Here is a 23,775-nt window from a genome sequence, read left to right on the forward strand (position 1 = left end):
GTTAAGGGTTCTGCTGCCAGCTGAAGGTATAGCGAAGCTGGCGTGTCTGCAGGATGAACTCCGGAGAGACGCTGGGGCTCCAGGAGTCGTCGCCGCCCACGCCCATATGGAACGCATCGAGATTGAGCCAGCATCCCGGCTCTTCGCGTAGCAGATGATGATGGGTTGTCTCACGCAGCTGCTGCTGGCCGTAGCGGCTCACCGAGAAATGGAACCGGCCGTTCAGCTGATGCGTTCCCACCACAAGCTCCCGGGTATCGCAGCGCAAACCATTTTCCGTCGGGAAGATATACGGCGTGTGCATGTCTGCGAGAGGTAATGTCCAGCGACCCTGCTGCGCCGCCAGCTTTCTGTCCGGGTAGTTTTCATGCGGCCCCAGCCCCAGCCAGTGAACGTTTTCCGGCGTTTCGGCAAGATGAACGCTCAGGCCAACGCGCGCGGGTTCAGGGATATCAGACGCCATATCGACCTGAATATCGCCATGCAGAACGCCCCGATCGTCCACCCGCCAGACTTTACGGCTCAGGAACAGCGCCTTGCCGCGATACTCAAGGACATGCTGGGTTGTGACCACCACCTCGCCTGCGTGCTGCTGTGCCTCACAGTGCAGAACGCGCGAGGTGAGATCGTACATGCCCGACGCTTTCCAGCGTTCAACCCAGGCGTTCGGATCGATCTGCGTCGCTTCACTCACGCCAATGTCGTTATCCAGCGGCGCGCGGCTGACGTTGTCCGTCAGAGGTGAAAGGAGCGTTTCAACGCCGTTTTGCCACCATTGGGTTAGGTTTCCGGTTGCGCGATCGAACTGCCAGCGCTGTTGACGATGGGCGATCTCCAGGATGCGATCGGTTTGCGTTAACACTGGAGGCTCGCCCGCCGGGACTGGCGGAGCAATAAAGAGTGGAGCCGGAAGCGGCCACTGCTCCCACGCGCAGCGATGGTCTGCCGGAGACCACGGCGTTGCCCGCGGCTGGCGTACTTCAACGTTCAGCCAGATCTCACCCGGCCCGGCGTTCAGCGCCGGCAGGTCAATCTCCAGACGCAGGGTGCCTTCAGGCGCCATCGAGAGCGTCACCTCGCCCGCGGCCAGCACGTCCCCGTCCCGGGCAACCGTCCAGTTCAGCACTTCGTTATCGGTGTGGCGGAACAGGTAGCCGCTTTGCACCTCAATCACCAGCGGAGAGGTGCTAACCCGCGTAAAGGTAAAGAACTGCTGGGCGCGCTGCGCCTCGTACAGCGCCGGGTGCGGCGTGCGATCGGGGAACACCAGCCCGTTAAGACAAAACTGCCGATCGTTCGGCTTATCCCCGAAGTCTCCGCCGTAGGCCCAGAACGCGTTGCCCCTTTCGTCCCGTTTCGTCAGAGCCTGATCGACCCAGTCCCAGACAAACCCGCCCTGCAGGCGAGGATGGCTACGAAATGCTTCCCAGTACTTCGCAAACCCGCCGAAGCTATTTCCCATCGCGTGAGCGTATTCACAGAGGATCAGCGGGCGCGTTTCGTCCGGCATGCCGATCCATTTCTTGATTGACCATTTAGGCACTGCCGGGAAGGGTTGATCCCGATCGACCCGGGCGTACATCGGACAGACAATATCGGTCGCCGCCGTGTTCGCGCCGCCGCCTTCATACTGCACCGGACGCGTCGGATCCGTGGTTTTCAGCCAGCGGTACAGCGCATCGTGATTCGCACCGTGCCCCGACTCATTGCCCAAGGACCAGATGATAACCGAGGGATGATTACGATCGCGCTGCACCATGCGGGTCACCCGCTCGCTCATCGCGGGCAGCCAGCGCGGATCGTCAGCAAGGCGGCTCATCGGCACCATGCCGTGCGTTTCGATATTGGCTTCGTCAACGACGTACAGCCCGTAGCGGTCGCAAAGCCGGTACCACAGCGGATGGTTAGGGTAGTGCGAGCAGCGCACGGCGTTGAAGTTGTGCTGCTTCATGATTTCGATGTCGCGGCGCATGGTCGCTTCGTCCATCACCTGACCGTTTTCCGGATGATGCTCGTGCCGGTTAACCCCGCGGATCAGCAGCGGTTTACCGTTAAGCTTCAGCTGGCCATTGCTGATGTCAACGCGGCGGAAGCCCACGTCGCACGCCTCAACCTCCAGCACCTCACCCTGCGGGTTAAGAAGCGTAATCGTCAGGCGATACAGTTCTGGCGTTTCAGCGCTCCAGAGCGCGGGCTGGTCAACGGGGATCGCCGCCGTTAAGCGCTCTGCCCAGCTGCCGCGCTCGTCGACGATGGCAGATCCTGGACGCCGGGAAACGCTGGCGCATTTTTCACCCGTGCGCCACAGGGTCATGACCACCTCGCAGTCTGCAAAGCCAGCGCCTGCCAGCGCGACATCCACCTTCAGCACCGCGCGGTCCAGCTCCGCATTCAGGTCCGTCACCACGTGATAATCGGCAATCTGCGTATCGGGTTTATGCAGCAAGGTCACATCGCGGAAGATGCCGCTCATGCGCCACATGTCCTGATCTTCCAGATAGCTGCCGTCGCACCAGCGCAATACCATGACCGCCAGGCGGTTCTGCCCGGGGCGTAATGCCGCCGAGAGGTCAAATTCAGCGGGCAATCGGCTGTCCTGGGAATAGCCCATCCACTGACCGTTGCACCACAGATGGAACGCCGAGTTCACGCCGTCGAAGATGATGCGGGTCTGCCCGCTCCGAAGCCAGGCATCATCCACCTCAAATGTGAGCGAGTAACAACCGGTCGGGTTTTCCTGCGGCACGAAAGGCGGGTTAACGGGAATGGGATAGGTGACATTGGTATAGATGGGCGTGTCGAACCCCTGCATCTGCCAGTTAGACGGCACGGGCATCGCAACGGCATCTGCGCAATCTTCGGTTACCCATGCCTGAGGAACCCGCTCCGGCGCGGTAAAGTAGCTAAACCGCCATAGCCCGTTGAGAACGTGCCTGCTGGCGGATCCAGCGTCATCTCTTGCGGAAGATTCATTGCGCCAGCTGTGCAACGGCGCGTGTGCGGCCAGACGATTCCACTGGGTGACGCCAGGATTTTCCCAGTCCCGACGGGCCAGAATGGCGCTGAGGGTCAGCGGTGAAGTGATGGACATAGTAACCTCTTTGCGAAGCGCTCACAATTTTAGTTAACATGCCCTGGCATCCGGCAACGGTAAAGCGTTCAATAGCGGGGTAGCGAGTCCGATCACAAAGTTTTATTTGCGGGCAATCTGCTCGGCAAGGAGTGCCAGGCTTCTGAGCTGCTGCGCCAGATCCTCGCGTTCAGCCTGCTTAGGGTTGCGCCGCGCGCTGGAATGACGAGTAACCAGCGTCACCGGCAGCTGAACCTGCCGGCACGCTTCGCCCCCGGAAGGCGCCAGCAGCCACTCCACGCTGCGTTCGCCCGCCTCGCGAAACGCCTGACGAATGGTCGTCAGCGGCGGGGAAAACCAGGCGCTGTCGGCCGTATCGTCAAACCCAACCACCGAAAGCTGGCCAGGGATCGCTACTCCTTTTTCCGCGCAGGCGCGCATCACCCCGAGCGCCATCTGATCGTTCGCCACCAGAATCGCGTCCGGTAATGCCGCCCCCGACAGCAGCACGTGTCCCTTCTCATAACCGCTGGCCGCGCTCCAGTCACCGTAGGCCACAGCCGCCGCGTTAAGACCCGCCTGCGCCAGCGTCGCTTTCCAGCCCGCCAGGCGCGCCCGCGCAGAGACCGAGCTTTCCGGCCCGCTCAGCAGGACAATGCGCTGGTGCCCCAGCGAAAGCAGATGCTCAACGCCCAGACGCGCCCCCTGCTCCGCGTTAAACACGAGGCTGTTTACCCGCGCTGAGGGCGCCACATCGAGGAACAGCACCGGGACGGGTGACGCCAGCGCCCTGAGTTCTTCAGCGTGCGGATCGTCAAGCGGCACATTCACCAGCAGCGCGTCCACCCGCTGTGCCAGCAGCGTCTGAAGCGCGGCCTGACACTGCCGGGGTTGCTCCACCATGGAAATCAGGACGCTCGCCCCCTGTTCCGCCGCGCGGGATTTTACCGCCGACACAATTTGCGAAGGCGCGTGCAGGGCCAGGTCGGTGGTGATGAGGCCCAGCGTACGGGTGCGTTTCCCCGCCAGCTGCTGCGCCCGAAGGTTAGGAACGTAGTGCAGCTCCGCCATCGCCTGCTGCACCTTTTCTCGCGTGCGGGCAGACACATGTTCCGCGTCGTTAATGACGCGGGAAACGGTCTGATAAGAAACCCCCGCAAGGAGGGCGACATCATAGAGAGTGATTGCTTTCATGCTTTCTGGCATCGCGCTTTTCGAAGCGTCTATTCTGGCACAGCGACGCCGTTAAAACATGTGAGCGCTTCGCAAAATTAAACAACCCGCTCCGGCTGGGTTATTTCCGCAATGCGTGGCTTCTGGCGGAACCAGGGCAGACAGAGCTGAATAAGCGGGCCAATGGTCAGAGCATACAGTACGGTTCCCACCCCAAACGTGCCACCAAGCACGCACCCAATCAGCAGAACGGACACCTCAATTGATGTACGCACGCTGCGAATGGACCACCCCAGCCGGGCGTGAATGCCGGTCATCAGACCGTCGCGCGGGCCTGCTCCGAAACCGGCCCCAATGTACATGCTGGTCGCAATCGCGTTCATCACGATGCCCGATACCAGGAAAGCGATTCGAACGGCTAGCGAATCCAGTTCCGGGATAAGCGCCATGCTGGCGTCCGCCGCCAGACCGATACAAATCACGTTGCTGATCGTGCCAAGGCCCGGCATCTGGCGCAGCGGGATCCACAGCAGCAGCACCGCAGCGCCGGTCACAATGATCACCGTCCCGATAGTCATCCCCAGCTGCATCCCCACCCCGAGGTGAAACACATCCCAGGGATCGACACCCAAATTGGAACGAATAAACATCGCGGTGGAAAGGCCATACAGTCCTAAACCGACATAGAGTTGTAGCAGACGACGTACCATTTTTATCTTCTCCAGTGAACCAGGCTTTCATCCTGACCTAAAATGGCACTATGATTAATGTCCAGTTTTCAAATAGTGGACTGCATATGTCATCACGTCGTTTCGGAAGCCAGTCTCTGGTACGCCTTTTAGGCCACTGGCAGCAAGCCTCATCACGCACCCCGCTCTGGCGACAGCTGGCCGACGCGCTGCGTTTGTTAATCCTTGATGGACGTCTGGCTTTGAATACGCGTCTACCGGGCGAGCGTGAGCTGGCCACGGCGCTGGACGTGAGCCGAACCACCGTCAGCAGCGCCCTCGCCCACCTGCGTGAAGAAGGGTACCTTGAAAGCCGCCACGGCAGCGGGTCACGGGTCATTCTTCCTGACACGCGCGCCGTTCCTACCCTTTCAGCGGCGAGCGCCGCACTGGATCTCTCCACTGCCGCCCTGAATGCCGGGCCGGAGATCCATCAGGCTTATGCCCATGCGCTCACGGCCATTACCCCGCATCTCTCGCTGACGGGCTACGATCAGCTAGGGCTGCCGACGCTGCGGGAGGCCATCGCTGCGCGCTACACCGCGCGGGGTCTTCCCACCCGCGCAGACGAAGTGATGGTCGTCAATGGCGCAGTCAGCGGCTTTGCGCTGGTGCTGCGGATGATGACCGGGCCGGGGGACCGCGTAGTGGTCGATCATCCCACCTATCCGCTTGCGATTGCCGCCATTCAGGGGGCGCAGTGTTGGCCAGTCGGGGTATCGCTGCCGGAAACCGGCTGGGATACGGATGGCTTTGCCGCAACGCTTGCCCAGACGGCGCCGCGCCTGGCCTACCTGATGCCAGATTTTCATAATCCGACCGGGCGCTGTATGGATATCGCCACCCGTCAGGCCATCATGGATATTGCAGCCCAAACCCGCACGGCGCTGGTGGTGGATGAAACGATGGTGGATCTCTGGTTTGATGCGCCTCCCCCGCCGCCGCTGGCCGCCTTTAACCCGCAGGCCACCGTCATCACCTTAGGCTCTGCCGGAAAAAGCTTCTGGGGAGGGCTGCGTCTCGGCTGGATCCGCGCCTCATCGCGCATCATCGCCACGCTTGCCCAGACGCGGGATACCCTGGATTTAGGCTCGCCGCTGCTCGAACAGCTGGCAATGCAATGGCTCATTAACAACAGTGAGACGTTTCTGCCCGCTCGCCGGAAGATGCTGGCGGAACGGCGCGATAGATGTGGTGACCTGCTGCGTGAACATTTCCCGGAGTGGAAATTCCACGAGGCGGAAGGCGGGCTCTCTTACTGGATAGAGCTTCCGGGCATGCTGGCGACACAGCTTGCCGCGCGGGCAGAAATAATCGGGATTAACCTGGGAACCGGGACGCGATTTGGTTTATCAGGGGCGTTTGACCGCTATTTACGTATGCCCTTCTCGCTGGAATCGACAGAGCTTGAGCAGGCGTTACTGAGGATCAAACCGTTATGGCTCGCCCTGAATAAAAACGTGCCATCGTTAAAACGCAGCGTGATCTAATATTAAAATAGTTGAAGCAGATCATAAAATAAAAACTGCTGACTGTAACATATGCAGTCAGCAGTTTTCACTGGTCAGGGTTTAATGCTGAGGAGGAATAGGAAAGCCTTTTAGTGAAATAACGAAATTATCACCGTCTTTCTTTATTTTTGCACCGGTATCACACCAGTCAGACGCAATACGAAAGAACTCATCGCTTCCAACATTCCAGCCAAGACGTACATGCTTCACGTAGCCTGAACGCAACAGATCGCAGGCCTCGTTGTAGTCACTGGCGGTTGACAGTTGTTGTTTCATTTTCTCTTCTTCAGAAGTTTACGTAGAGCCTTGATTTCTTTAGGAGTAAATGGAGAAACACTCTCTTCTTCCGTATGCTGATTATCAATATCCTCTTCCGATACTCCCGCCTCTTCTACTGCTTCGAACGCCAGCAGCAGCAGTTTCTCTGTCGTCACGCTTAAATTCTCGTTATTGACTTCCGCATAGTGGCGAAGTCTTTCTTTTAGCGCGTCATCAATCTTAACGTTTAATACCGCTGTAGCCATGTTTGTCATTTCCCTTCGGAATAAGTACTTTATTTAATACACGAACTTAACAATGTTATCCAGATATATATTTTTTTGAGTTATGGAAGAAAATAACCGTCCGATTATAAAATGACAGTCTATTATTACAGGTTTATGACAATAATATTTCAGTGCAATGAAATATATATTACACGATATAGGCGTAGTTTTATTGTGGAGTAATGATTTGAGGGAGAGGTGAAGCTGAAGAATCTTATGAGGCCACAAATGGGTGGGGGCCCTGCCAGCTACATCCCGGCACACACGTCGTCTGCCCTGGCTGCTTCCTTCCGGACCTGACCTGGTGAACAGAGTAGCGTTGCGGGAGAACCAACAGAGCCCCCATTGAGAGCGTTGATAACCAACGCGCTGGCGCATTATCCCTGTGCTAAAGCCCAATTGCAAGCGACCAGCAACCGGATGCTGGTTTCTTGCGCAAACAGGCGCAGCAATCATGAAGATCTTCGTTTACCATAGCTTTCCAGACACTCCCTACAGGTCAAGGTATGGACGAACACGACTCCTTTCCACAACGCGTATGGCAAATCGTGGCCTCAATCCCGGAAGGCTATGTCACCACCTATGGTGATGTCGCGCGTCTGGCCGGTTCCCCGCGCGCGGCGCGACAGGTTGGCGGCGTCCTGAAACGGCTGCCGGAAGGCAGTACGCTGCCCTGGCATCGGGTGGTGAATCGTCATGGCGCCATTTCGCTCACCGGGCCAGATCTTCAGCGTCAGCGTCAGGCGTTACTTTCAGAAGGGGTGCAGGTGTCAGGGTCGGGTCAGATCGATTTGCAGAAGTTTCGCTGGGTGTATTGACCCCTCTCCCGGAGGAGAGGGGAAATGCAGAAATTACATCTGAGTCGGTGGGGTTGGCAGGGACGGCTGATTGGTCTGCGGTGCGACCGGCACTTCGGTCTGCTGTACCGGCACCAGGTTCAGGTCGATTTTTGTCCCACCGTTGTTGATCGCTTCCTGGACCGTATCGGTGATAAACACCAGCTTGCCGTTGATGGTTACCGCTGCGCTCAGCAGGATACGGGCGTTAGGCTGCACGTCCGACGGGTTATACGGCAACACGAAGCTAAACGGCGCCTGCTTGCCTTCAGTACGAACGGCACGCTGGGCCACAACTTTCGACGGTGCGTCGGCCAGAGAAGCATCAGACAGCGTTACGGTTAATACCGCATCCGGCGGCAGCGCAACTTTCTGTTTAATCCAGATGGTACCGGAAACATTAGGCTGCTGAATGGATTGCTGTGAAAGGGTATTAATCCCGTTCGGGTCTGCTGCTGGTACCGGCACCTGGGCACTCTTACCGGCACAGGCGGACAACGCCACCGCAATAGCTACACCACTTAGCATGGGCACGAGTTTCATTGAAGTCTCCTTATCAATGCACCAGCGGGATCGATCCCATCCGATGTCGTTTCAATCACATAACGTATCCAAGTGTGGCACAGATCACCGATTTATGCCTGAAAACGTGCCGATATTCAGATTATTCTACCCATCGGACCACTTTCATTTCTGCGTTATACTCTGCCTATCTTTCGCTACGGCGTTTATTGAGGACAACTATGAGTCAGGCACTGAACAATCTGCTGACATTACTGAATCTGGAAAAAATTGAGGAAGGACTCTTTCGCGGACAGAGCGAAGATCTCGGCTTACGCCAGGTCTTCGGGGGGCAAGTCGTCGGACAGGCACTGTACGCAGCAAAGGAGACTGTCCCGGCAGACCGTCTGGTGCATTCATTCCACAGCTACTTCTTACGCCCTGGCGATAGCGCAAAACCGATTGTGTATGACGTTGAAGTCCTGCGAGACGGCAACAGCTTTAGCGCACGCCGCGTAGCGGCCATTCAGAGCGGCAAGCCGATCTTTTACATGACCGCCTCTTTCCAGGCGCCGGAACCCGGCTACGAACATCAAAAGGTGATGCCCCCGGCTCCGTCACCCGACTCTTTAAAGTCAGAGACGGATATCGCCCGCGCGCTGGCGCATCTGCTTCCGCCGCAGGTCAAAGAGAAGTTTCTCTGCGATAAGCCGCTGGAGATCCGCCCGGTTGAGTTCCACAACCCGATGAAAGGCCATACCGCCGAGCCGAAGCGCCAGGTCTGGATCCGGGCTAACGGGACCGTGTCGGAAGATTTCCGCGTGCATCAGTATCTGCTGGGCTATGCGTCAGATTTCAACTTCCTGCCGGTGGCGCTGCAGCCGCACGGCGTTGGCTTCCTGGAAAAAGGGATGCAGGTTGCGACGATCGATCACTCCATGTGGTTCCACCGTCCGTTCAACATGAATGAGTGGCTGCTTTACAGCGTGGAGAGTACGTCAGCGTCGAGCGCACGCGGATTTGTGCGCGGGGAGTTTTATACTCAGGACGGCGTGCTGGTCGCGTCTACGGTGCAGGAAGGGGTAATGCGTAATCGCGGGTGATTGTGTACAGCCTGATGCCCTCACCCTGACCCTCTCCCACGGGGAGAGGGAATACATATTAAAAACGGCAACCAAAGGTTGCCGTTTTGCTTTTGCCTTGTGCGGCCTGATGCCCTCACCCTGACCCTCTCCCACGGGGAGAGGGAATACACAATAAAAACGGCAACCGAAGTTGCCGTTTTGCTGTTTATCAGGCGTTATACGCATTCTCGCCGTGGCTGTTGACGTCCAGACCTTCGCGTTCCTGCTCTTCCGGTACGCGCAGACCCACCGTCATATCCGCCAGCTTATAGCCAATGAAAGCGACAACGGCAGACCAGACAACGGTGATTGCAATACTTTCCAGCTGCACCAGCACCTGATGAACCATGGTCACGCCTTCTGCGTAGCCCACGCCACCGAGCGATTTCGCAGCGAAGATACCGGTCATGATACAACCCACGATACCGCACACGCCGTGAACACCAAACACATCGCATGGGTCGTCAACGCGCAGCACACGTTTCAGTGCGGTCACGCCCCACAGACCCGCCAGACCGGACACCAGGCCGACCAGCAGCGCGCCACCCACGCCGACATAACCACACGCTGGCGTAATGCCAACCAGACCGGCAATGGCACCCGAACAGGCACCCAGCAGAGACGGTTTACCGCGTACAGCCCACTCGCCAAACACCCAGGAGAGGATTGCGCCGGCCGTGGCCACAACGGTGTTCACGAAGGCCAGCGCGGCGATTTCGTTTGCTGCACTTGCCGAGCCGGCGTTGAAGCCAAACCAGCCAAAGTAGAGGATAGCCGTACCGGTAAACACCATCGGCAGGTTGTGCGGTTTGAACGCTTCTTTACCGAAGCCCACGCGTTTGCCAATCAGGTAGGCACCCACCAGACCCGCTACCGCGGCGTTGATGTGTACAACCGTACCGCCCGCAAAGTCCAGCGCGCCGTGCGTTGCCAGCAGACCGCCACCCCAGACCATGTGCGCAATCGGCACATAGGAGAGCGTCATCCAGACCACCACGAAGATCAGCACGGCAGAGAAACGAATACGCTCGGCGAGCGCGCCCACAATCAGCCCGACGGTAATACAGGCGAAGGAGCCCTGGAACGCAACGTGGATGTACTGATAGAAACTGCCCATCAGCGCGGTCAGCTCAATGTTTTTCAGCATCACCCAGTCGAAGTTACCAAAGAACGCGTTGCCCGTGCCGAACGCCAGCGAGTAACCGTAAACCACCCACAGCACGCAGACCAGTGCGAACGTCACGGCAACCTGCGTCAGCATGGAGAGAACGTTTTTGCCACGGATCAGGCCGCCGTAGAACAGCGCAATGCCCGGAATGGACATAAACAGCACCAGCGCGGTGCTGATCATCATAAAGGCGTTATCGGCTTTGTCGACCACCGCAGGGGTAGCTGCCAGCGCCAGGCCCGGCAGCAGTGCCAGCGAACCCAGACCCGTTTTAAGTGTTGCTATCTTCATTTTCTCGATCCCTATCACTGTGTGCCAGGCGTTAATTACAGTGCCGCTTCGTCAGATTCGCCGGTACGGATGCGAATGACGCGCTGCAGTTCGGCAACGAAAATTTTGCCGTCGCCAATTTTGCCGGTATAGGCCGCTTTGCTAATGACATCAATGACTTCATCAAGCTGATCGTCAGCAATCGCGACATCAATTTTTACTTTTGGCAGAAAGTTAACGCTGTATTCCGCCCCGCGATAAAGCTCGGCATGACCCTTCTGACGACCAAAGCCTTTCACTTCGGTGACAGTCAGTCCCTGAATACCCATTGAAGACAACGCTTCGCGCACGTCTTCGAGTTTGAATGGTTTGATTACAACCGTAACCAGCTTCATAGATCCCCTCCAGTCAGAATTCGGTAATGGCCGCAGCTTACGCAGAAGTTATTGCAAGGGGTGTGCCAGAAATGAAAACGTGAGGGAATAGCGGTGCGATGTGCGTTACACGGTCCTGATAAATGAACCGGTGAAAAAAAAACGCACCATGCCGGTGCAGGATGCGTTTCAGTTTTGCACCAACAGGAATGACTGTTAGCGCGGCGCCTCATTTTAGTGCATCAGGCGCTAAGCGACTCTTCATCACGCACGCTGGCCGCCAGCTCTTCGCCCGCCAGCTGCAGCTGGTACATCTGCCAGTAGCGCCCTTTTGCTTCCAGCAGTTCACGGTGCGTACCGCGTTCAACGGCCTGTCCGCGATGCAGCACCAGAATAGTGTCCGCGTCGACGATGGTGGAAAGACGGTGAGCAATCACCACCAGCGTTGTATGGTCGCGTACTGCGGCCAGCGCCTGCTGAATCGCCTGCTCGGTGCCGGAATCTATGCTGGCCGTGGCTTCGTCAAGAATCAGCACCTGTGGCGTTTCAATCAGGACGCGCGCCAGCGCCAGGAGCTGTTTTTGCCCCACGGAGAGGTTGTTGCCCTGCTCGCCCAGCTTCGTGTTGATCCCGTCGCTGAACCCGCGCGCCAGCTCTGCCAGCTGCACCGTTTCCAGTACCGCCCAAACCTGCGCCTCTGAATAGTCCCGTCCCAGGGTCACGTTGGCATAGAAGGTATCGGCCAGTACGACCGGATCCTGCTGCACCATCGCAACGCCTTTACGCAACACGGTATGGCTGAGAGACGCGAGCGGGCGCCCGTCGAGGCGGATTTCACCTTGCGTGACCGGGTAATAGCCCATCAACAGGCTGGCAAGCGTGCTCTTACCGCTGCCGGTGTGCCCCACCAGCGCCACGAAACCGCGCGACGGAACGTCAAGCGTGATGTCCTGCAGCACCAGCCGGTCTTCGCGATAGGCAAACGAGACGTTATCAAAGGCGATAGTCCCGCTTTGCAGAGGCCGCTCGTCATTGCCGTAGGCCTGGCGCGGCCTGTCCATCAGCTCAAACACGCGCTCACCGGCGACAACCGCCTGCTGCAGCATCGATTGCTGGGTGGTAAGTTCTATCAGCGGCTCGTTAAGGCGTCCCAGATAGCTGATAAAGGCGTACAGCACGCCCACTTCAATCGTACCGTTTGAGCTCAGCCCGAAGAGCATCAGCAGCCCGCAAAGCACCAGCGCCGAGAAAAGGCTCAGCAGCGGACGCAGCAGGAAACCATCAAGCCGCAGCGTCTGCATACGCGCCATGTAGTGCGAACGGCTGGCTTCACCCATGCGTTCGCCAAAGCGGGCCTGCTGGCGGAACTGCTGGATGACGCTCATGCCGTTGATCACTTCGTTGAAGCCATCGTTGATGTCGGCCAGATAGGCGCGAACCCGACGCACAATCGGCGTGCTGTAGCGCTGGTAAATGACCATGACAATCAGCACCGCCGGGAAGATGGTGATCGCCACCAGCGCCATGCGCCAGTCGAGGCTGAACATCGCCACCAGCATCGCGCCAATCAGCGCCGCGCTGCGTAACACCGTCGCGACCACGGTAACGTACAGATCGCGGATCACCTCGGTATCGTTGGTCACGCGCGAAATCACCTGCCCGACCGGCTGGATATCAAACTCGCTAAGCGGCTGGCGAAGCGCCGCGTCCATCACATCCGTACGCAGCTGCTGAACAACGCCCACGGCTGCACGGTTAAACAGCAGCGACTGCGCATAGTGCAGCCCTGCCGCCGCCAGCTGCAGGCCAACGTAGGCCACGCCTAAACCCGCCACCAGCCCCAGCGGAAGGTAGCTTTTGGCGACCATGTTGTCGATAAAATAGCTGATGAGCAGCGGACCGCTCACCTCAGCAATCGCCGCTATCCAGAGTAAAAGCACGGCCACGGAGAGCGGTTTACGCCACGGCGAGCCGTAGGCCAGCAGACGTTTGAGCGTCGGCCACATCGTTCCGAGCTTACGCATTGGCGGCCTCCTCATCCTGCTCCGGCGCATCGTCCAGCGCCGCCTCAAGCTGTTGATAGCGGTACATATCGCGATACCAGCCCGGCTGCTCGGCAAGCGTTTCATGCTGTCCGCGCTGGGCAATGTGCCCGTGCTGTAAGACCACAATTTCGCTGGCCTCAGTGAGCGCTGACAAACGGTGGGCGCTGATAATCACCGTGCGTCCGTCGCCCCACTGGCGCAGGTTATGCAGAATTTGATGCTCGGTACGGCCGTCCACGGCGGAAAGCGCATCATCCAGGATCAGGATTTCAGCATTCAGCAGCAGCGCGCGGGCAATGGAGATACGCTGCTTTTGCCCGCCGGACAGCATAACGCCGCGTTCCCCGACTTCCGTTTCGTACCCCTGCGGCAGACGCAAAATATCATCATGTACGCTGGCCAGACGCGCCACATGTTCAATCTCCTCCTGCGTCGCTCCGGGGCGTCCCAGGGCAATGTTGTTCGCCACGGTGTCCGAAAATAAAAACGGCGTCTGGCTGACGACCGCCAGGCGACCGCGCCACTCGTCCAGCAGCAGTCTGGTCAGGGGAATATCGTGGAAGCGGATATCGCCCTCGGTGACGTCAAAGTGGCGCTGAAGCAGAGAGAGCAAGGTACTTTTGCCGGATCCCGTCGGACCGCAGATGCCCAGCATTTGCCCTGGCTGCAGGGTAAAGCTGACGTTCTCCAGTACCGGATGCTCCGTATGCGGGTAGACAAACTTGCGGACGTCGACGGTCATGACGCCGCGCCCTTCCGGTAGGGCTTCGCTACCGTCGATGACCACCGGCGCTTCGGCCAGCATGGCGCGAATGCGGCTGTAGGCGGCGCTGCCGCGCTCCACGATGTTAAACATCCAGGCCAGCGCCAGCATCGGCCAGATCATGAGTCCCAGATACATCGCAAAGCTGGTCAATTGCCCCAGGGTAAGCGTGCCCTGCACCACCATCCAGCTTCCGCCGCCAATGGCCAGCATATTTGCCATGCCGATTGCGATATAAATCGTCGGGTCAAAACGGGCGTCGATACGCGCGACGCGCATGTTTTTCGCCCCCGTGTCTGCCGCATCGGCGGCAAACAGCGCAGACTGACGGTCTTCCAGACCAAACGCTTTGATCATGCGGATGCTGGTCATGCTCTCCTGGGTGCGATCGTTCAGCGACGAAAACGCCGCCTGCGCCAGCTTGAAGCGCTCGTGCAGCTGTTCGCCATAGCGATTGATCGCCAGCGCCATGATCGGCATCGGCAGCAGGGCAAGCAGGGTCAGCTGCCAGCTGATCTGTGTGGACATCACGATCAGCACCGCGCAGCCCATCACCAGCGAGTCCACCAGCGTCAGCACCCCTTCCCCGGCGGCAAAGACCACGCGATCGACGTCGTTCGTCGCGCGGGCGATGAGATCCCCGGTGCGATGACGCAGATAAAATTCGGGATGCTGTCGGCTCAGCTGGCGGTAAAAATCTTCACGCAGCTCAACGGCCAGCTGATAGGACGCACCAAACAGCAGCACGCGCCAGACGTAGCGCAGCAGATAAACAATAACCGCCGTCAGCACCAGCGTGCCGACCCACATCAACACCCGTGCGGTGGTGTAATGCTGTTCGGTGACGCCATCCACGACGTACCCCACCACTTTCGGCGGGATCAGCTGAAGGATGGCAATAATAATAAGCAGGGCGACTGCACCGAGGTAGCGTTGCCACTCCCGACGAAAGTACCAGCTTAATTGGGCAAATAATCGCACGCGGTTTGTTCCTGAAGGTATTTTACGAAGTTATTCAATGGGTAATGCTGTGGTGTATTTAATCTGTTCCATGGCGAAGCTTGAGGTGACGTCCGACAAACCCGGGACGCTGTTCACCAGCCGCTTGTAGAAATCATCATAGCGCTTCATGTCGGCCACCTGGACGCGCATCAGGTAATCATACTCTCCGGCCATACGCCAGAAACCGAGCACCTCGGGCATCTCAGACACCTGAGTAACGAAGCGGCAATACCACTCGCTGCTGTGATGCTGGGTTTTTATCAGCACAAATGCCGTCAGCCCAAGCCCCAGTTTTTCGGGATCTAACAACGCGACGCGCCCCAGAAGAATGCCGTCATCTTCCAGCTTCTTAAGGCGCTTCCAGCACGGAGTGGTGGTCAGATTAACGGCATCTGCCAGCGCCTGCAAAGAGAGGGTACAGTCATTTTGCAGCAATGAAAGGAGCTTGCGGTCAATTTTATCTAGCATACCCACCTCACAGAGAAAATTTTTCTCTCTTCATTCTATTTTAAAGGCCAGATAGCAACAATTTTTTCTGTGCTTTTCGCTATCCTAGGCACAAAATGACAAACGGATAACGATGATGAATAGCACCTGGGTTAAACATGCGATCAGCGAAATCAATGCCGACTATCAGCGCTCGGCGGATACGCACCTGATTCGCCTTTCCCTGCCGGGATTTGACGGCATTCAGCTCTATCTGAAAGATGAAAGCACCCATCCCACCGGTAGCCTGAAGCATCGCCTGGCGCGCTCGCTGTTTTTATACGGTTTATGTAACGGCTGGATTAAAGAAGGCACCACTATTATTGAATCTTCGTCCGGTTCAACGGCGGTGTCCGAAGCCTATTTCGCCCGCCTGCTGGGCCTGCCGTTTATCGCGGTAATGCCGTCCTGCACCGCAAAACGCAAAATCGAACAGATCGAATTTTACGGCGGTCGCTGCCACTTTGTGGAAAGCGCCTGCGAAATCTATGCCGCCTCTGAAATGCTGGCCCGTGAGCTGAACGGCCACTATATGGACCAGTTCACCTTCGCCGAGCGCGCGACGGACTGGCGCGGCAATAACAACATTGCCGACAGTATTTTCCGCCAGATGACCCACGAACCGCATCCGGTTCCGTCCTATATCGTCATGAGCGCCGGTACCGGCGGCACGTCAGCCACGATTGGACGCTATATCCGCTGTCAGGGCTACGATACCCAACTGATGGTGGTTGACCCGCAGAACTCCGTGTTCCTCGACTACTGGCAAAACCGCGATGCCGGTCTGCGCAGCCCGGTGGGTAGTAAAATTGAAGGGATTGGCCGCCCGCGCGTGGAGCCCTCTTTCATCCCCGACGTCGTGGATGAGATGATGCGCGTGCCGGATGCCGCAAGCGTGGCAACGGCGCACTGGCTGGAAACGCAGCTGGGCCGCAAAGTGGGCGCATCGACGGGCACAAATATGTGGGGCGCACTGCAGCTTGCCGCCCGTATGCGCGAAGAGGGCCGCACCGGTTCCATCGTCACGCTGCTGTGCGACAGCGGCGAGCGTTATCTCGATACCTACTACAACGCGGAGTGGGTGCAGGCCAACATCGGCGATATCGCCCCGTGGAAAGCGCAGATTGCCGAACTGGTGAAATAAAAAAAGCCAGACCGAAGTCTGGCTTGCTGGAAGGGTCTCACTATTCGGGGGAATACGGGAGATTATTGTTGTCCAGCCAATGCGTCAAAAAATGGGACACTGCTTCATTGCGGCAGTGGCCAATAACCGGCAGATGGGGAAGTTCTGCTTTCAGCTGCGCCATCGCATTCCCCATGATCAGACCGCGACCTACGCTACCCAGCATTTCGCGGTCGTTCATCGCGTCGCCAAACGCCATACACTCTTGCAGCGTTAAGCCAAGGTGGTCGCTCAGCACCGCCAGAGCGGAGCCTTTGTTACAGCCCACCGGCAGCACTTCCAGACAATCCACCGCCGAGAAGGTCAGGTGCGCCCGGTCGCCCAGCGCCTCATTCAGCTGAATCCTTAAGCGGCACAGATCGTCATGATCGCCGCAGAAGCAGATCTTGGTTACCGCATGGGCGGGGATCCGACGCAGATCGATAAGCTGGTATTTGAAACCGCTGTAAACATGCGCATGCAATAATTCCGGGATTTCGCTTCCGGTGAACCAGCCGCGATCGTTAAAGACGTGGACGCTGGCCTGCGTGTCCCAGGTGCTGTGCAGCACGATATCCGCCACTTCCGGATTGAGATCCTGACGGTGCAGTACATCGCCTTCTATAGTATGAATTCGCGTCCCGTTGCCGGTAATCAGAAAAGCGTCGAGGGAAAACGCCCCCAGCAAATGGCGCATCTCCAGCACATGGCGGCCAGTGGCAAACGTCAGGGTAACATCACGCTCGTGCAGGCGCTTCAGCGTGTTCAGGGTTTTTTCCCCTAAACGGTGATCCGGCATTAACAGCGTACCGTCCATATCAAATGCAGCGAGCCGAGCCATGATTACTCCCGAAATGTGATGCGGTTAACTTGTGCATCAGTATCGTGTGAGATATACGGAAGTAATAGTGAATAGATGAAAATTATTGTTCCGGGTTTTTTATGCGCCAGCTCAATCGACTCAATCAGTATCACCGCCTCTGGCAGCCTTCCCAGGGTGCAACCCAACAGGTCACTATCAGCGAGCTGGCCGCCCGCTGTTTTTGCAGCGAGCGGCATGTCCGAACGTTGCTGCGTCAGGCCCAGGAGGCGGGCTGGCTCAGCTGGCGAGCGCAGTCTGGCCGCGGTAAGCGCGGTGAGCTAACGTTCCATGTCGCCCCGGAGTCACTGCGCAATGCGATGATGGAAGAGGCGCTGAAAAGCGGGCAGCAGCATAACGCGCTGGAATTGGCCCAGCTTGCCCCTGAAGCGCTGCGGTCATTACTGCATCCTTTTTTGGGCGGGCAGTGGCAAAACGACACGCCGACGCTGCGCATCCCCTACTATCGCTCGCTGGAGCCGCTTCAGCCGGGTTTTTTACCGGGCCGGGCAGAGCAGCATCTGGCGGGACAGGTGTTTTCAGGCCTGACGCGTTTTAACGGTAACAGCAGTGAACCCGCGGGCGATGTGGCGCATCACTGGGATGTCTCTGCTGACGGCCTGCGCTGGCATTTCTACATTCGCTCCACCCTGCACTGGCATAACGGCGATAAAATAGAAACGGCGCAACTCCAGCGAAGTCTGACAGCGCTGTTGACGCTTCCTGCCCTGCGCACTCTGTTTCAGAGCGTCTTATGTATTGAAACAACGCATCCTCAGTGTCTGACGTTTACGCTGCATCAACCGGACTACTGGCTGCCGCACAGGCTGGCAACCTACTGTAGCCGTCTGGCGCATCCCGACCATCCTGCGGTTGGCAGTGGCCCCTTTCGGCTGGCCGCTTTTGAGCCCGACCTGGTTCGTCTGGAAAGCCATGAGCAGTATCACCTGAGCCATCCGCTGCTCAAAGCCATCGAATACTGGATCACTCCCCAGCTTTTTGATTACAGCCTGGGCACCAGCTGTCGTCACCCGGTGCAAATCGCGATCGGCGAGGCAGACGAGCTGGAAAGTCTGCGGCTGGTAAGCAGCAGCACCAGCCTGGGGTTCTGCTACCTCACGCTAAAACAGAGCGCCCGCCTGAGTGAGATTCAGGCAAAGCGGCTTATCAATATCATTCATCTCTCCAGGCTTCTTCACACACTTCCGCTAAACGAAGGGCTTATCACGCCCACTCAGGAACTGCTCCCCGGGTGGACCATCCCGGATTGGCCTGATTTATCGGACGTACCCCTCCCTGAAGCGTTAACGCTGGTTTACCATCTCCCTGTTGAGCTTCACACCATGGCCAGCCAGTTGAAGGCATACCTGGTGCTACAGGGGTGTGAACTGACCGTCATCTTTCACGACGCCAAGACGTGGGACGGATGCCTGGAGCTTGCCGATGCAGACATCATGATGGGCGACAGGCTTATTGGCGAAGCGCCAGAATATACGCTGGAACAGTGGCTTCGCTGCGATGCCCTCTGGCCGCACGTTCTTAGCGCTCCGGCTTACGCTCATCTGCAAGCCACGCTGGATGCGGTACAGACTCAGGCTGAGGCTCGGGATAGACACGCGGGGCTGCAAACCATCTTCAACCGGCTAATGGAGAGTGCGGTGCTGACGCCACTCTTTAATTATCAATACCAAATCAGTGCTCCACCAGGCGTGAATGGTATACGTCTCAATACCCGCGGCTGGTTTGACTTTACCGAAGCCTGGCTTCCCGCCCCTAAATCGTGAAGAAGCTGGTCGCCGCCACAGGCAGACGGTAACATAACGTTTTTACCGTAACAGTCGAGATGATTTATGAAACGTGCCGTCGTCGTGTTCAGCGGAGGACAAGACTCTACTACCTGCCTGGTTCAGGCCCTTCATCAGTACGATGAAGTTCACTGTGTCACTTTCGATTATGGTCAGCGTCATCGCGCTGAAATCGACGTTGCCCGTGAACTTGCTCTGAAACTAGGTGCACGCGCGCACAAGGTGCTGGACGTTACGCTGTTAAATGAACTGGCCGTGAGCAGCCTCACACGCGACAGTATTCCCGTCCCGGACTACGAACCTGATGCCAGCGGCATTCCGAATACCTTCGTGCCGGGCCGTAATATCCTCTTCCTGACCCTGACGGCGATCTACGCCTATCAGGTAAAGGCCGAAGCGGTGATCACAGGCGTGTGCGAGACCGACTTCTCCGGCTACCCGGACTGCCGTGATGAGTTCGTGAAAGCGTTAAACCACGCCGTTAATCTGGGGATGGCGAAAGAGACGCGCTTTGAAACTCCGCTCATGTGGCTGGATAAAGCCGAAACCTGGGCGCTGGCGGACTACTGGGGCAAGCTGGACCTTGTTCGCAGCGAAACGCTCACCTGCTATAACGGTATCAAAGGCGACGGTTGCGGCCAGTGTGCGGCCTGTAATCTGCGCGCTAACGGGCTGAACCACTATCTTGCCGATAAATCCGGCGTGATGGCCGCGATGCAGAAAAAAACCGGGCTTAAATAGGGCTACTTGACCGTGCTGTCGAACAGTTTCACACCGGCAGCACGGGTGACTTTCATCAGCGTTGTCAGCGTTGGGTTTCCGTTGTCTGATAGGGTTCGGTATAGCTGCTGACGGGACAGGCCTGCTTTGGCAGCGATTTCACCTATGCCGCCGCGGGATTCGATGACACGTCTTAATGCGATTAAATATGCAGGGATCCCCTGCTCTTCGTATATCTCATCCAACGCAACCTGCAGATATAGCTGAGCACAGGAAGGGTCTTCACGAAGCATTTTTACGACGGCGTCATCATGGCTGATGGAACTAGAAAATTTTCGTTGGATCTTGCTCATCCGGTTTATCCTTTTGATGATCTTTCCAGTAATCTATTGCCAGTTTCACATCAGTTTTTTGACTCTTTTTGTCACCGCCGATCAGCAACAACAGGATCTTCCGATGTTGTACCGCAGAAGGATCCGAAACGCTAACTCCGGATCCTTTCGCTTCATCTTCGTTACCCACTCCTCAAACGGTACTTTTCCGTCACGGGTCCGGTAGCGTTCAACGACATAGTCCCTGTCCATTATTCTATCCCTGAAAAATCCTTTTGTCTTTTATAAAAGACAAACTTTCTAAGCTATCATCAACTCCAGCTTTTCCCGCAATTCCCCTTCCAGCGGTAGCGCTTTCTGCGTTTTCAGATCGATACAGACAAACGTGATCAACGCATCTGCGACCACCTGCCCTTCTGGATCGAGCGTCACCACCTGGCTTAAGACCCCGCTTTTGCCATTGATCTGCTGCACCTGGCTGGTGACCGTGAGCACGTCACCCAGCACGGCCGGACGGCGGTAGTTGATGTTGATATTGACGACCACGAACGCGATGTTGTGTGCGGTCAGCCACTGAAAGCTTTCGCTATTTTCCAGCCCGTCCCAGCGCGCTTCTTCAAGAAACTCAAGATAGCGAGCATTGTTCACATGCTGATAAACGTCGAGATGAAAACCGCGTACTTTGATTTTTGTCTGCATAGCGCAATAGCCTTTACTGTTATTGTAGGAAGAGAGGTCATAACTGGTATGACCTCTTTATCCTGGCAAAATTTTGCCGCAGTGCAAGAAATTGCGTAATTACAACGTCAGGTGTGAGAGGTTGCGCTCAACCAGCGCGCTGCCCATGCCCGGCACCTGCTTGAGATCGTCGACCGTTTTGAAAGGGCCATACTCTTCGCGGTAACTAACGATGGCCTGCGCTTTTTTCAGGCCCACGCCATTCATCGCACGGGCGAGATCTTCCGCAGAGGCAGAATTGATACTGACCCGCGTACCGTCATCATCCGCATTTTTACCGGCGTCTGTCGCTTTGGTTTGCCCTTGCGCCGGCGCTGCCGCGTCGGACTTGCTCTGGGTAGCTTGTGTTTTGGTGGCGGGGGCCGACGCCATCGCACCCGCACTCATCCCGGTGGTGGCAATAGCCAGCGTAATTAACAGTGCTTTGATTCCACATTTCATGCTGTTATCTCCTTGTTTGTTGACAGCCACGTCACGATAGCCACCAGTTAAAACCGGCACAAACAGCAGATTGCAGAAATGGAAAAGGCCGCGAAAGCGGCCTTTAGTTTTTGCAGAGCGTTACGAAAATCTGCGAGCAGACGCGTAATTACTGCTGCTGAGTCATCACATCACCCAGCTTGATTTTGGCTTCTTTACGCAGGTTGCTCATCATGGCTTCGAAGGCAATCTGAGCATTGTTCTGGGTAATCCCCTGAACCATCGCTTTCTTCTGCGCTTCTGGCAGGGTACCGGCTTTCACTTCATCCAGCGCCAGCAGAACGACGTTACCCTGTGCATCGGTGGTGGTGCCGAAGCTTGGCTTGTCCTTGGCAGGCAGCGTCAGACCAAACGCGGCCTGGCTGATTGGGTCCTGGCCGGTACGGCTCAGCGTTTTCGCTTCACCGAAGCTCAGGCCAGCCGCTTTCAGCGCGTCTTCTTTACCCGCTTTCAGATCGGACAGAATCTTCTCAGCATCCAGTTTCGCCTGCTGTTCCGCTTTGTTGTGCTTAACCTGAGCGATAACCTGATCCTTCACTTCCGCCAGCGGTTTGACCGCTTCTGGCTTGTGTTCGCTGACGCGCAACACAAACGCACGATCTCCGTCGACGGTAATGATGTCAGAGTTACTGCCTGGCGTGCCGTTCTCACCCACCAGACCACCGTTGAAGATAGCATCAGAAACCGGTTTGAAGTTCAGCTCTTCCGGCAGGTTGTCACGACCAAACCAGCCCGTCTCAACCGCCTTCACGCCCGCAGCCTGCTCTGCACCTGCCAGGGATTCGTTATCGTTGCTGGCAGCATCGCTTACCTTCTGCTGCAGCGCGTAGTAGGCATCCAGCGCTTTTTCCTGTTTCACTTTCGCCGCGATATCATCGTGAACGTCAGCCAGCGGCTTGGTTTTCGCCGCGGTGATGTCGTCCAGACGCACGACCAGGAAACCAACGGAAGACTTAATGACGCCTGAAAGCTGACCTTTCTCTTTCAGACCGGCATTTTTCAGCTCGTCAGGGGTGGTCGCGTCTTCCAGCCAGCCCATATCACCGCCGTTTTTCGCAGAGATAATGTCGGTGGATTTCGCTTTAGCAACAGTCGCGAAATCAGCGCCTTTGTTCAGCTCATCCAGCGCCGCTTTAGCATCAGCCTCGGTTTTCGTCTGAATCACGCTGTAGCGGTTACGCTGCGGCTGAGTGAACTGATCCTGATGCTGATCGTAGTAAGACTGGATTTCAGCATCAGACGCGGTTTCCTGCAGCGCAGCCGCATCGAGCTTGATATAGCTCACGCGGAACTGCTCTGGAGAAACAAAGGAATTCTTGTTCTGCTCGTAGTAAGCGTTAACGTCAGCATCGCTCACCTGCTGTTTCGCCGCCAGGGCGTTCACATCGATAGTCGCTTCGCGTACAACACGCTGCTGCGCCACCAGCGCGGCCAGTTCGTCCGTTTCACCTTTGAGCATGAAATCGGTGCCCACGACGGCATTGATGAGCTGCTGGGTGGTCAGCTGGTTACGCAGCGCCTGAGCGTACTGGTCGGCCGTCATCCCCATCTGATTGACGATGCTGTTGTAACGCGCGTTGTCGAATTTACCGTTAGACTGGAAGGCTTGCGTGGAGAAGATGGCTTTTTTCACCTGCTCATCGCTGATGCCAAGGCCCAGTTTTTTGGCATACTGATCAAGCAGCGCTTCGTCGATAAGACGGTTCAGCGTCTGTTGGCGCAGGGTCTTCATGTACCCTTCGTTCGCCGCCAGTTCAGAGAATTGGTCGCCCAGCTGTTGCTGCATACGGTTACGTTCACCAGCAAAAGCATTCTCGAACTGACCACGGCTGATTTCCTGGCCATTCACTTTTGCGGCATAGTTTGCGCCACCGCCAATAAGGTAACTGCTCACGCCGGTCAATATGAACGACACGATAATGATACCGAAAATAATCTTGAGCACGAGACTGTTAGCAGCCGTGCGTAAGCTGTCCATCATGGTGTAACAACACTCCGCTGTAGGTGACTGGTTACCTGACGCTGACGGAAAATCCTGCCCGTCGCGCGTGAAGGCGTATTGTGACAAGAAAACGGGGCGATT

22 protein-coding genes and 1 other RNA gene are annotated in these 23,775 nt (G+C 57.1%); 6 read left to right on the top strand and 17 right to left on the bottom strand.

Going from position 1 to position 23,775, the window contains the following annotated elements:
* Position 1 precedes the first annotated feature (1 nt).
* From INF68_RS10390 to INF68_RS10400, 3 genes are all read right to left on the bottom strand, one after another.
* Entirely contained in the window at positions 2-3,091 is a 3,090-nt protein-coding gene (locus tag INF68_RS10390; RefSeq protein WP_126786028.1) for a beta-galactosidase, read from the bottom strand.
* A gap of 102 nt (positions 3,092-3,193) precedes the next feature.
* Positions 3,194-4,264 (bottom strand): LacI family DNA-binding transcriptional regulator, encoded by a 1,071-nt coding sequence (locus INF68_RS10395; protein ID WP_126786029.1) that lies wholly within the window; start codon positions 4,262-4,264, stop codon positions 3,194-3,196.
* A gap of 77 nt (positions 4,265-4,341) precedes the next feature.
* On the bottom strand, positions 4,342-4,953 hold the full coding sequence (locus tag INF68_RS10400) for a YitT family protein (RefSeq protein ID WP_126786030.1): 612 nt from the start codon (positions 4,951-4,953) through the stop codon (positions 4,342-4,344).
* Positions 4,954-5,039: 86 nt separating this feature from the next.
* Between INF68_RS10400 and INF68_RS10405 the strand changes: the two genes are divergently transcribed.
* Positions 5,040-6,461 (top strand): PLP-dependent aminotransferase family protein, encoded by a 1,422-nt coding sequence (locus INF68_RS10405; RefSeq protein WP_126786031.1) that lies wholly within the window; start codon positions 5,040-5,042, stop codon positions 6,459-6,461.
* A gap of 81 nt (positions 6,462-6,542) precedes the next feature.
* On the opposite strand, the gene INF68_RS10410 is transcribed toward INF68_RS10405, so the two are convergent.
* The 3 genes from INF68_RS10410 to ffs form a co-directional block, all read right to left on the bottom strand.
* On the bottom strand, positions 6,543-6,758 hold the full coding sequence (locus INF68_RS10410; RefSeq protein WP_023310588.1) for a hypothetical protein: 216 nt from the start codon (positions 6,756-6,758) through the stop codon (positions 6,543-6,545).
* On the bottom strand, positions 6,755-7,006 hold the full coding sequence (locus tag INF68_RS10415; protein WP_023310587.1) for a hypothetical protein: 252 nt from the start codon (positions 7,004-7,006) through the stop codon (positions 6,755-6,757). Before INF68_RS10415 ends, INF68_RS10410 begins: the two co-directional genes overlap by 4 nt.
* A 260-nt stretch (positions 7,007-7,266) precedes the next feature.
* An RNA gene (gene ffs, locus INF68_RS10420) (signal recognition particle sRNA small type) lies at positions 7,267-7,363 on the bottom strand.
* A 170-nt stretch (positions 7,364-7,533) separates the two neighbouring features.
* Between ffs and INF68_RS10425 the strand changes: the two genes are divergently transcribed.
* Positions 7,534-7,845, top strand: coding sequence for an MGMT family protein (locus INF68_RS10425; RefSeq protein ID WP_029741631.1), 312 nt, complete (start codon positions 7,534-7,536; stop codon positions 7,843-7,845).
* Between the two features lie 33 nt (positions 7,846-7,878).
* Here the strand turns inward: INF68_RS10425 and INF68_RS10430 are convergent, their stop codons facing one another.
* Positions 7,879-8,406 carry a YbaY family lipoprotein gene (locus tag INF68_RS10430; RefSeq protein WP_008503301.1) on the bottom strand — a complete coding sequence of 176 codons (528 nt, stop codon included), beginning with the start codon at positions 8,404-8,406 and terminating at the stop codon, positions 7,879-7,881.
* 200 nt (positions 8,407-8,606) lie between these two features.
* On the opposite strand from INF68_RS10430, the gene tesB reads away from it, so the two are divergent.
* Positions 8,607-9,467: an acyl-CoA thioesterase II gene (gene tesB, locus INF68_RS10435; protein WP_109844832.1), complete on the top strand. Its 861-nt coding sequence runs from the start codon at positions 8,607-8,609 to the stop codon at positions 9,465-9,467.
* 190 nt (positions 9,468-9,657) lie between these two features.
* Here tesB and amtB read toward each other — a convergent pair whose 3' ends face one another.
* The 5 genes from amtB to INF68_RS10460 all read right to left on the bottom strand — a co-directional run bounded on the left by amtB (position 9,658) and on the right by INF68_RS10460 (position 15,578).
* On the bottom strand, positions 9,658-10,947 hold the full coding sequence (amtB, locus tag INF68_RS10440; protein ID WP_023310584.1) for an ammonium transporter AmtB: 1,290 nt from the start codon (positions 10,945-10,947) through the stop codon (positions 9,658-9,660).
* A gap of 35 nt (positions 10,948-10,982) precedes the next feature.
* Complete coding sequence (gene glnK, locus INF68_RS10445; RefSeq protein WP_008503304.1) at positions 10,983-11,321, bottom strand: P-II family nitrogen regulator; 339 nt, start codon at positions 11,319-11,321, stop codon at positions 10,983-10,985.
* Positions 11,322-11,542: 221 nt separating this feature from the next.
* Positions 11,543-13,324 carry a SmdB family multidrug efflux ABC transporter permease/ATP-binding protein gene (locus INF68_RS10450; protein WP_126786032.1) on the bottom strand — a complete coding sequence of 594 codons (1,782 nt, stop codon included), beginning with the start codon at positions 13,322-13,324 and terminating at the stop codon, positions 11,543-11,545.
* Positions 13,317-15,089, bottom strand: coding sequence for a SmdA family multidrug ABC transporter permease/ATP-binding protein (locus INF68_RS10455; protein WP_126786033.1), 1,773 nt, complete (start codon positions 15,087-15,089; stop codon positions 13,317-13,319). Before INF68_RS10455 ends, INF68_RS10450 begins: the two co-directional genes overlap by 8 nt.
* Before the next feature lie 30 nt (positions 15,090-15,119).
* Entirely contained in the window at positions 15,120-15,578 is a 459-nt protein-coding gene (locus INF68_RS10460) for an Lrp/AsnC family transcriptional regulator (RefSeq protein ID WP_023310581.1), read from the bottom strand.
* A gap of 112 nt (positions 15,579-15,690) precedes the next feature.
* Here INF68_RS10460 and INF68_RS10465 point away from each other — a divergent pair, with 112 nt between their 5' ends.
* The gene (locus INF68_RS10465; RefSeq protein WP_221885114.1) at positions 15,691-16,740 is read left to right on the top strand and encodes a PLP-dependent cysteine synthase family protein; all 1,050 of its coding nucleotides are present in this window, start codon (positions 15,691-15,693) and stop codon (positions 16,738-16,740) included.
* Between the two features lie 40 nt (positions 16,741-16,780).
* On the opposite strand, the gene cof is transcribed toward INF68_RS10465, so the two are convergent.
* Positions 16,781-17,599, bottom strand: a complete 819-nt coding sequence (cof, locus tag INF68_RS10470; protein ID WP_109844829.1) for an HMP-PP phosphatase — start codon at positions 17,597-17,599, stop codon at positions 16,781-16,783.
* Between the two features lie 101 nt (positions 17,600-17,700).
* On the opposite strand from cof, the gene INF68_RS10475 reads away from it, so the two are divergent.
* On the top strand, positions 17,701-19,401 hold the full coding sequence (locus tag INF68_RS10475; protein ID WP_193525317.1) for an SgrR family transcriptional regulator: 1,701 nt from the start codon (positions 17,701-17,703) through the stop codon (positions 19,399-19,401).
* A gap of 66 nt (positions 19,402-19,467) precedes the next feature.
* Positions 19,468-20,163: a 7-cyano-7-deazaguanine synthase QueC gene (gene queC, locus INF68_RS10480; RefSeq protein ID WP_023310577.1), complete on the top strand. Its 696-nt coding sequence runs from the start codon at positions 19,468-19,470 to the stop codon at positions 20,161-20,163.
* A gap of 2 nt (positions 20,164-20,165) precedes the next feature.
* Here queC and INF68_RS10485 read toward each other — a convergent pair whose 3' ends face one another.
* From INF68_RS10485 to ppiD, 4 genes are all read right to left on the bottom strand, one after another.
* On the bottom strand, positions 20,166-20,495 hold the full coding sequence (locus INF68_RS10485) for an addiction module antidote protein (RefSeq protein ID WP_109844826.1): 330 nt from the start codon (positions 20,493-20,495) through the stop codon (positions 20,166-20,168).
* Positions 20,496-20,774: 279 nt separating this feature from the next.
* Positions 20,775-21,173, bottom strand: a complete 399-nt coding sequence (locus INF68_RS10490) for a YbgC/FadM family acyl-CoA thioesterase (protein WP_024906822.1) — start codon at positions 21,171-21,173, stop codon at positions 20,775-20,777.
* Positions 21,174-21,272: 99 nt separating this feature from the next.
* A complete protein-coding gene (locus tag INF68_RS10495; protein ID WP_047650434.1) occupies positions 21,273-21,653 on the bottom strand; it encodes a helix-hairpin-helix domain-containing protein in 381 nt (126 codons plus the stop codon).
* A 148-nt stretch (positions 21,654-21,801) separates the two neighbouring features.
* Positions 21,802-23,673 (bottom strand): peptidylprolyl isomerase, encoded by a 1,872-nt coding sequence (gene ppiD, locus INF68_RS10500; RefSeq protein WP_109844824.1) that lies wholly within the window; start codon positions 23,671-23,673, stop codon positions 21,802-21,804.
* Positions 23,674-23,775 lie beyond the last annotated feature (102 nt).

Source organism: Enterobacter cloacae complex sp. P16RS2, assembly GCF_014982155.1.
Taxonomy (GTDB): domain Bacteria; phylum Pseudomonadota; class Gammaproteobacteria; order Enterobacterales; family Enterobacteriaceae; genus Enterobacter; species Enterobacter cloacae_M.

Excerpts from the sequence above, each read along its gene's own strand:
- INF68_RS10390 (WP_126786028.1), bottom strand. The coding sequence starts at position 3,091 with ATGTCCATCACTTCACCGCTGACCCTCAGCGCCATTCTGGCCCGTCGG.
- INF68_RS10395 (WP_126786029.1), bottom strand. The coding sequence starts at position 4,264 with ATGAAAGCAATCACTCTCTATGATGTCGCCCTCCTTGCGGGGGTTTCT.
- INF68_RS10400 (WP_126786030.1), bottom strand. The coding sequence starts at position 4,953 with ATGGTACGTCGTCTGCTACAACTCTATGTCGGTTTAGGACTGTATGGC.
- INF68_RS10405 (WP_126786031.1), top strand. The coding sequence starts at position 5,040 with ATGTCATCACGTCGTTTCGGAAGCCAGTCTCTGGTACGCCTTTTAGGC.
- INF68_RS10410 (WP_023310588.1), bottom strand. The coding sequence starts at position 6,758 with ATGAAACAACAACTGTCAACCGCCAGTGACTACAACGAGGCCTGCGAT.
- INF68_RS10415 (WP_023310587.1), bottom strand. The coding sequence starts at position 7,006 with ATGGCTACAGCGGTATTAAACGTTAAGATTGATGACGCGCTAAAAGAA.
- INF68_RS10425 (WP_029741631.1), top strand. The coding sequence starts at position 7,534 with ATGGACGAACACGACTCCTTTCCACAACGCGTATGGCAAATCGTGGCC.
- INF68_RS10430 (WP_008503301.1), bottom strand. The coding sequence starts at position 8,406 with ATGAAACTCGTGCCCATGCTAAGTGGTGTAGCTATTGCGGTGGCGTTG.
- tesB (WP_109844832.1), top strand. The coding sequence starts at position 8,607 with ATGAGTCAGGCACTGAACAATCTGCTGACATTACTGAATCTGGAAAAA.
- amtB (WP_023310584.1), bottom strand. The coding sequence starts at position 10,947 with ATGAAGATAGCAACACTTAAAACGGGTCTGGGTTCGCTGGCACTGCTG.
- glnK (WP_008503304.1), bottom strand. The coding sequence starts at position 11,321 with ATGAAGCTGGTTACGGTTGTAATCAAACCATTCAAACTCGAAGACGTG.
- INF68_RS10450 (WP_126786032.1), bottom strand. The coding sequence starts at position 13,324 with ATGCGTAAGCTCGGAACGATGTGGCCGACGCTCAAACGTCTGCTGGCC.
- INF68_RS10460 (WP_023310581.1), bottom strand. The coding sequence starts at position 15,578 with ATGCTAGATAAAATTGACCGCAAGCTCCTTTCATTGCTGCAAAATGAC.
- INF68_RS10465 (WP_221885114.1), top strand. The coding sequence starts at position 15,691 with ATGATGAATAGCACCTGGGTTAAACATGCGATCAGCGAAATCAATGCC.
- cof (WP_109844829.1), bottom strand. The coding sequence starts at position 17,599 with ATGGCTCGGCTCGCTGCATTTGATATGGACGGTACGCTGTTAATGCCG.
- INF68_RS10475 (WP_193525317.1), top strand. The coding sequence starts at position 17,701 with ATGCGCCAGCTCAATCGACTCAATCAGTATCACCGCCTCTGGCAGCCT.
- queC (WP_023310577.1), top strand. The coding sequence starts at position 19,468 with ATGAAACGTGCCGTCGTCGTGTTCAGCGGAGGACAAGACTCTACTACC.
- INF68_RS10485 (WP_109844826.1), bottom strand. The coding sequence starts at position 20,495 with ATGAGCAAGATCCAACGAAAATTTTCTAGTTCCATCAGCCATGATGAC.
- INF68_RS10490 (WP_024906822.1), bottom strand. The coding sequence starts at position 21,173 with ATGCAGACAAAAATCAAAGTACGCGGTTTTCATCTCGACGTTTATCAG.
- INF68_RS10495 (WP_047650434.1), bottom strand. The coding sequence starts at position 21,653 with ATGAAATGTGGAATCAAAGCACTGTTAATTACGCTGGCTATTGCCACC.
- ppiD (WP_109844824.1), bottom strand. The coding sequence starts at position 23,673 with ATGATGGACAGCTTACGCACGGCTGCTAACAGTCTCGTGCTCAAGATT.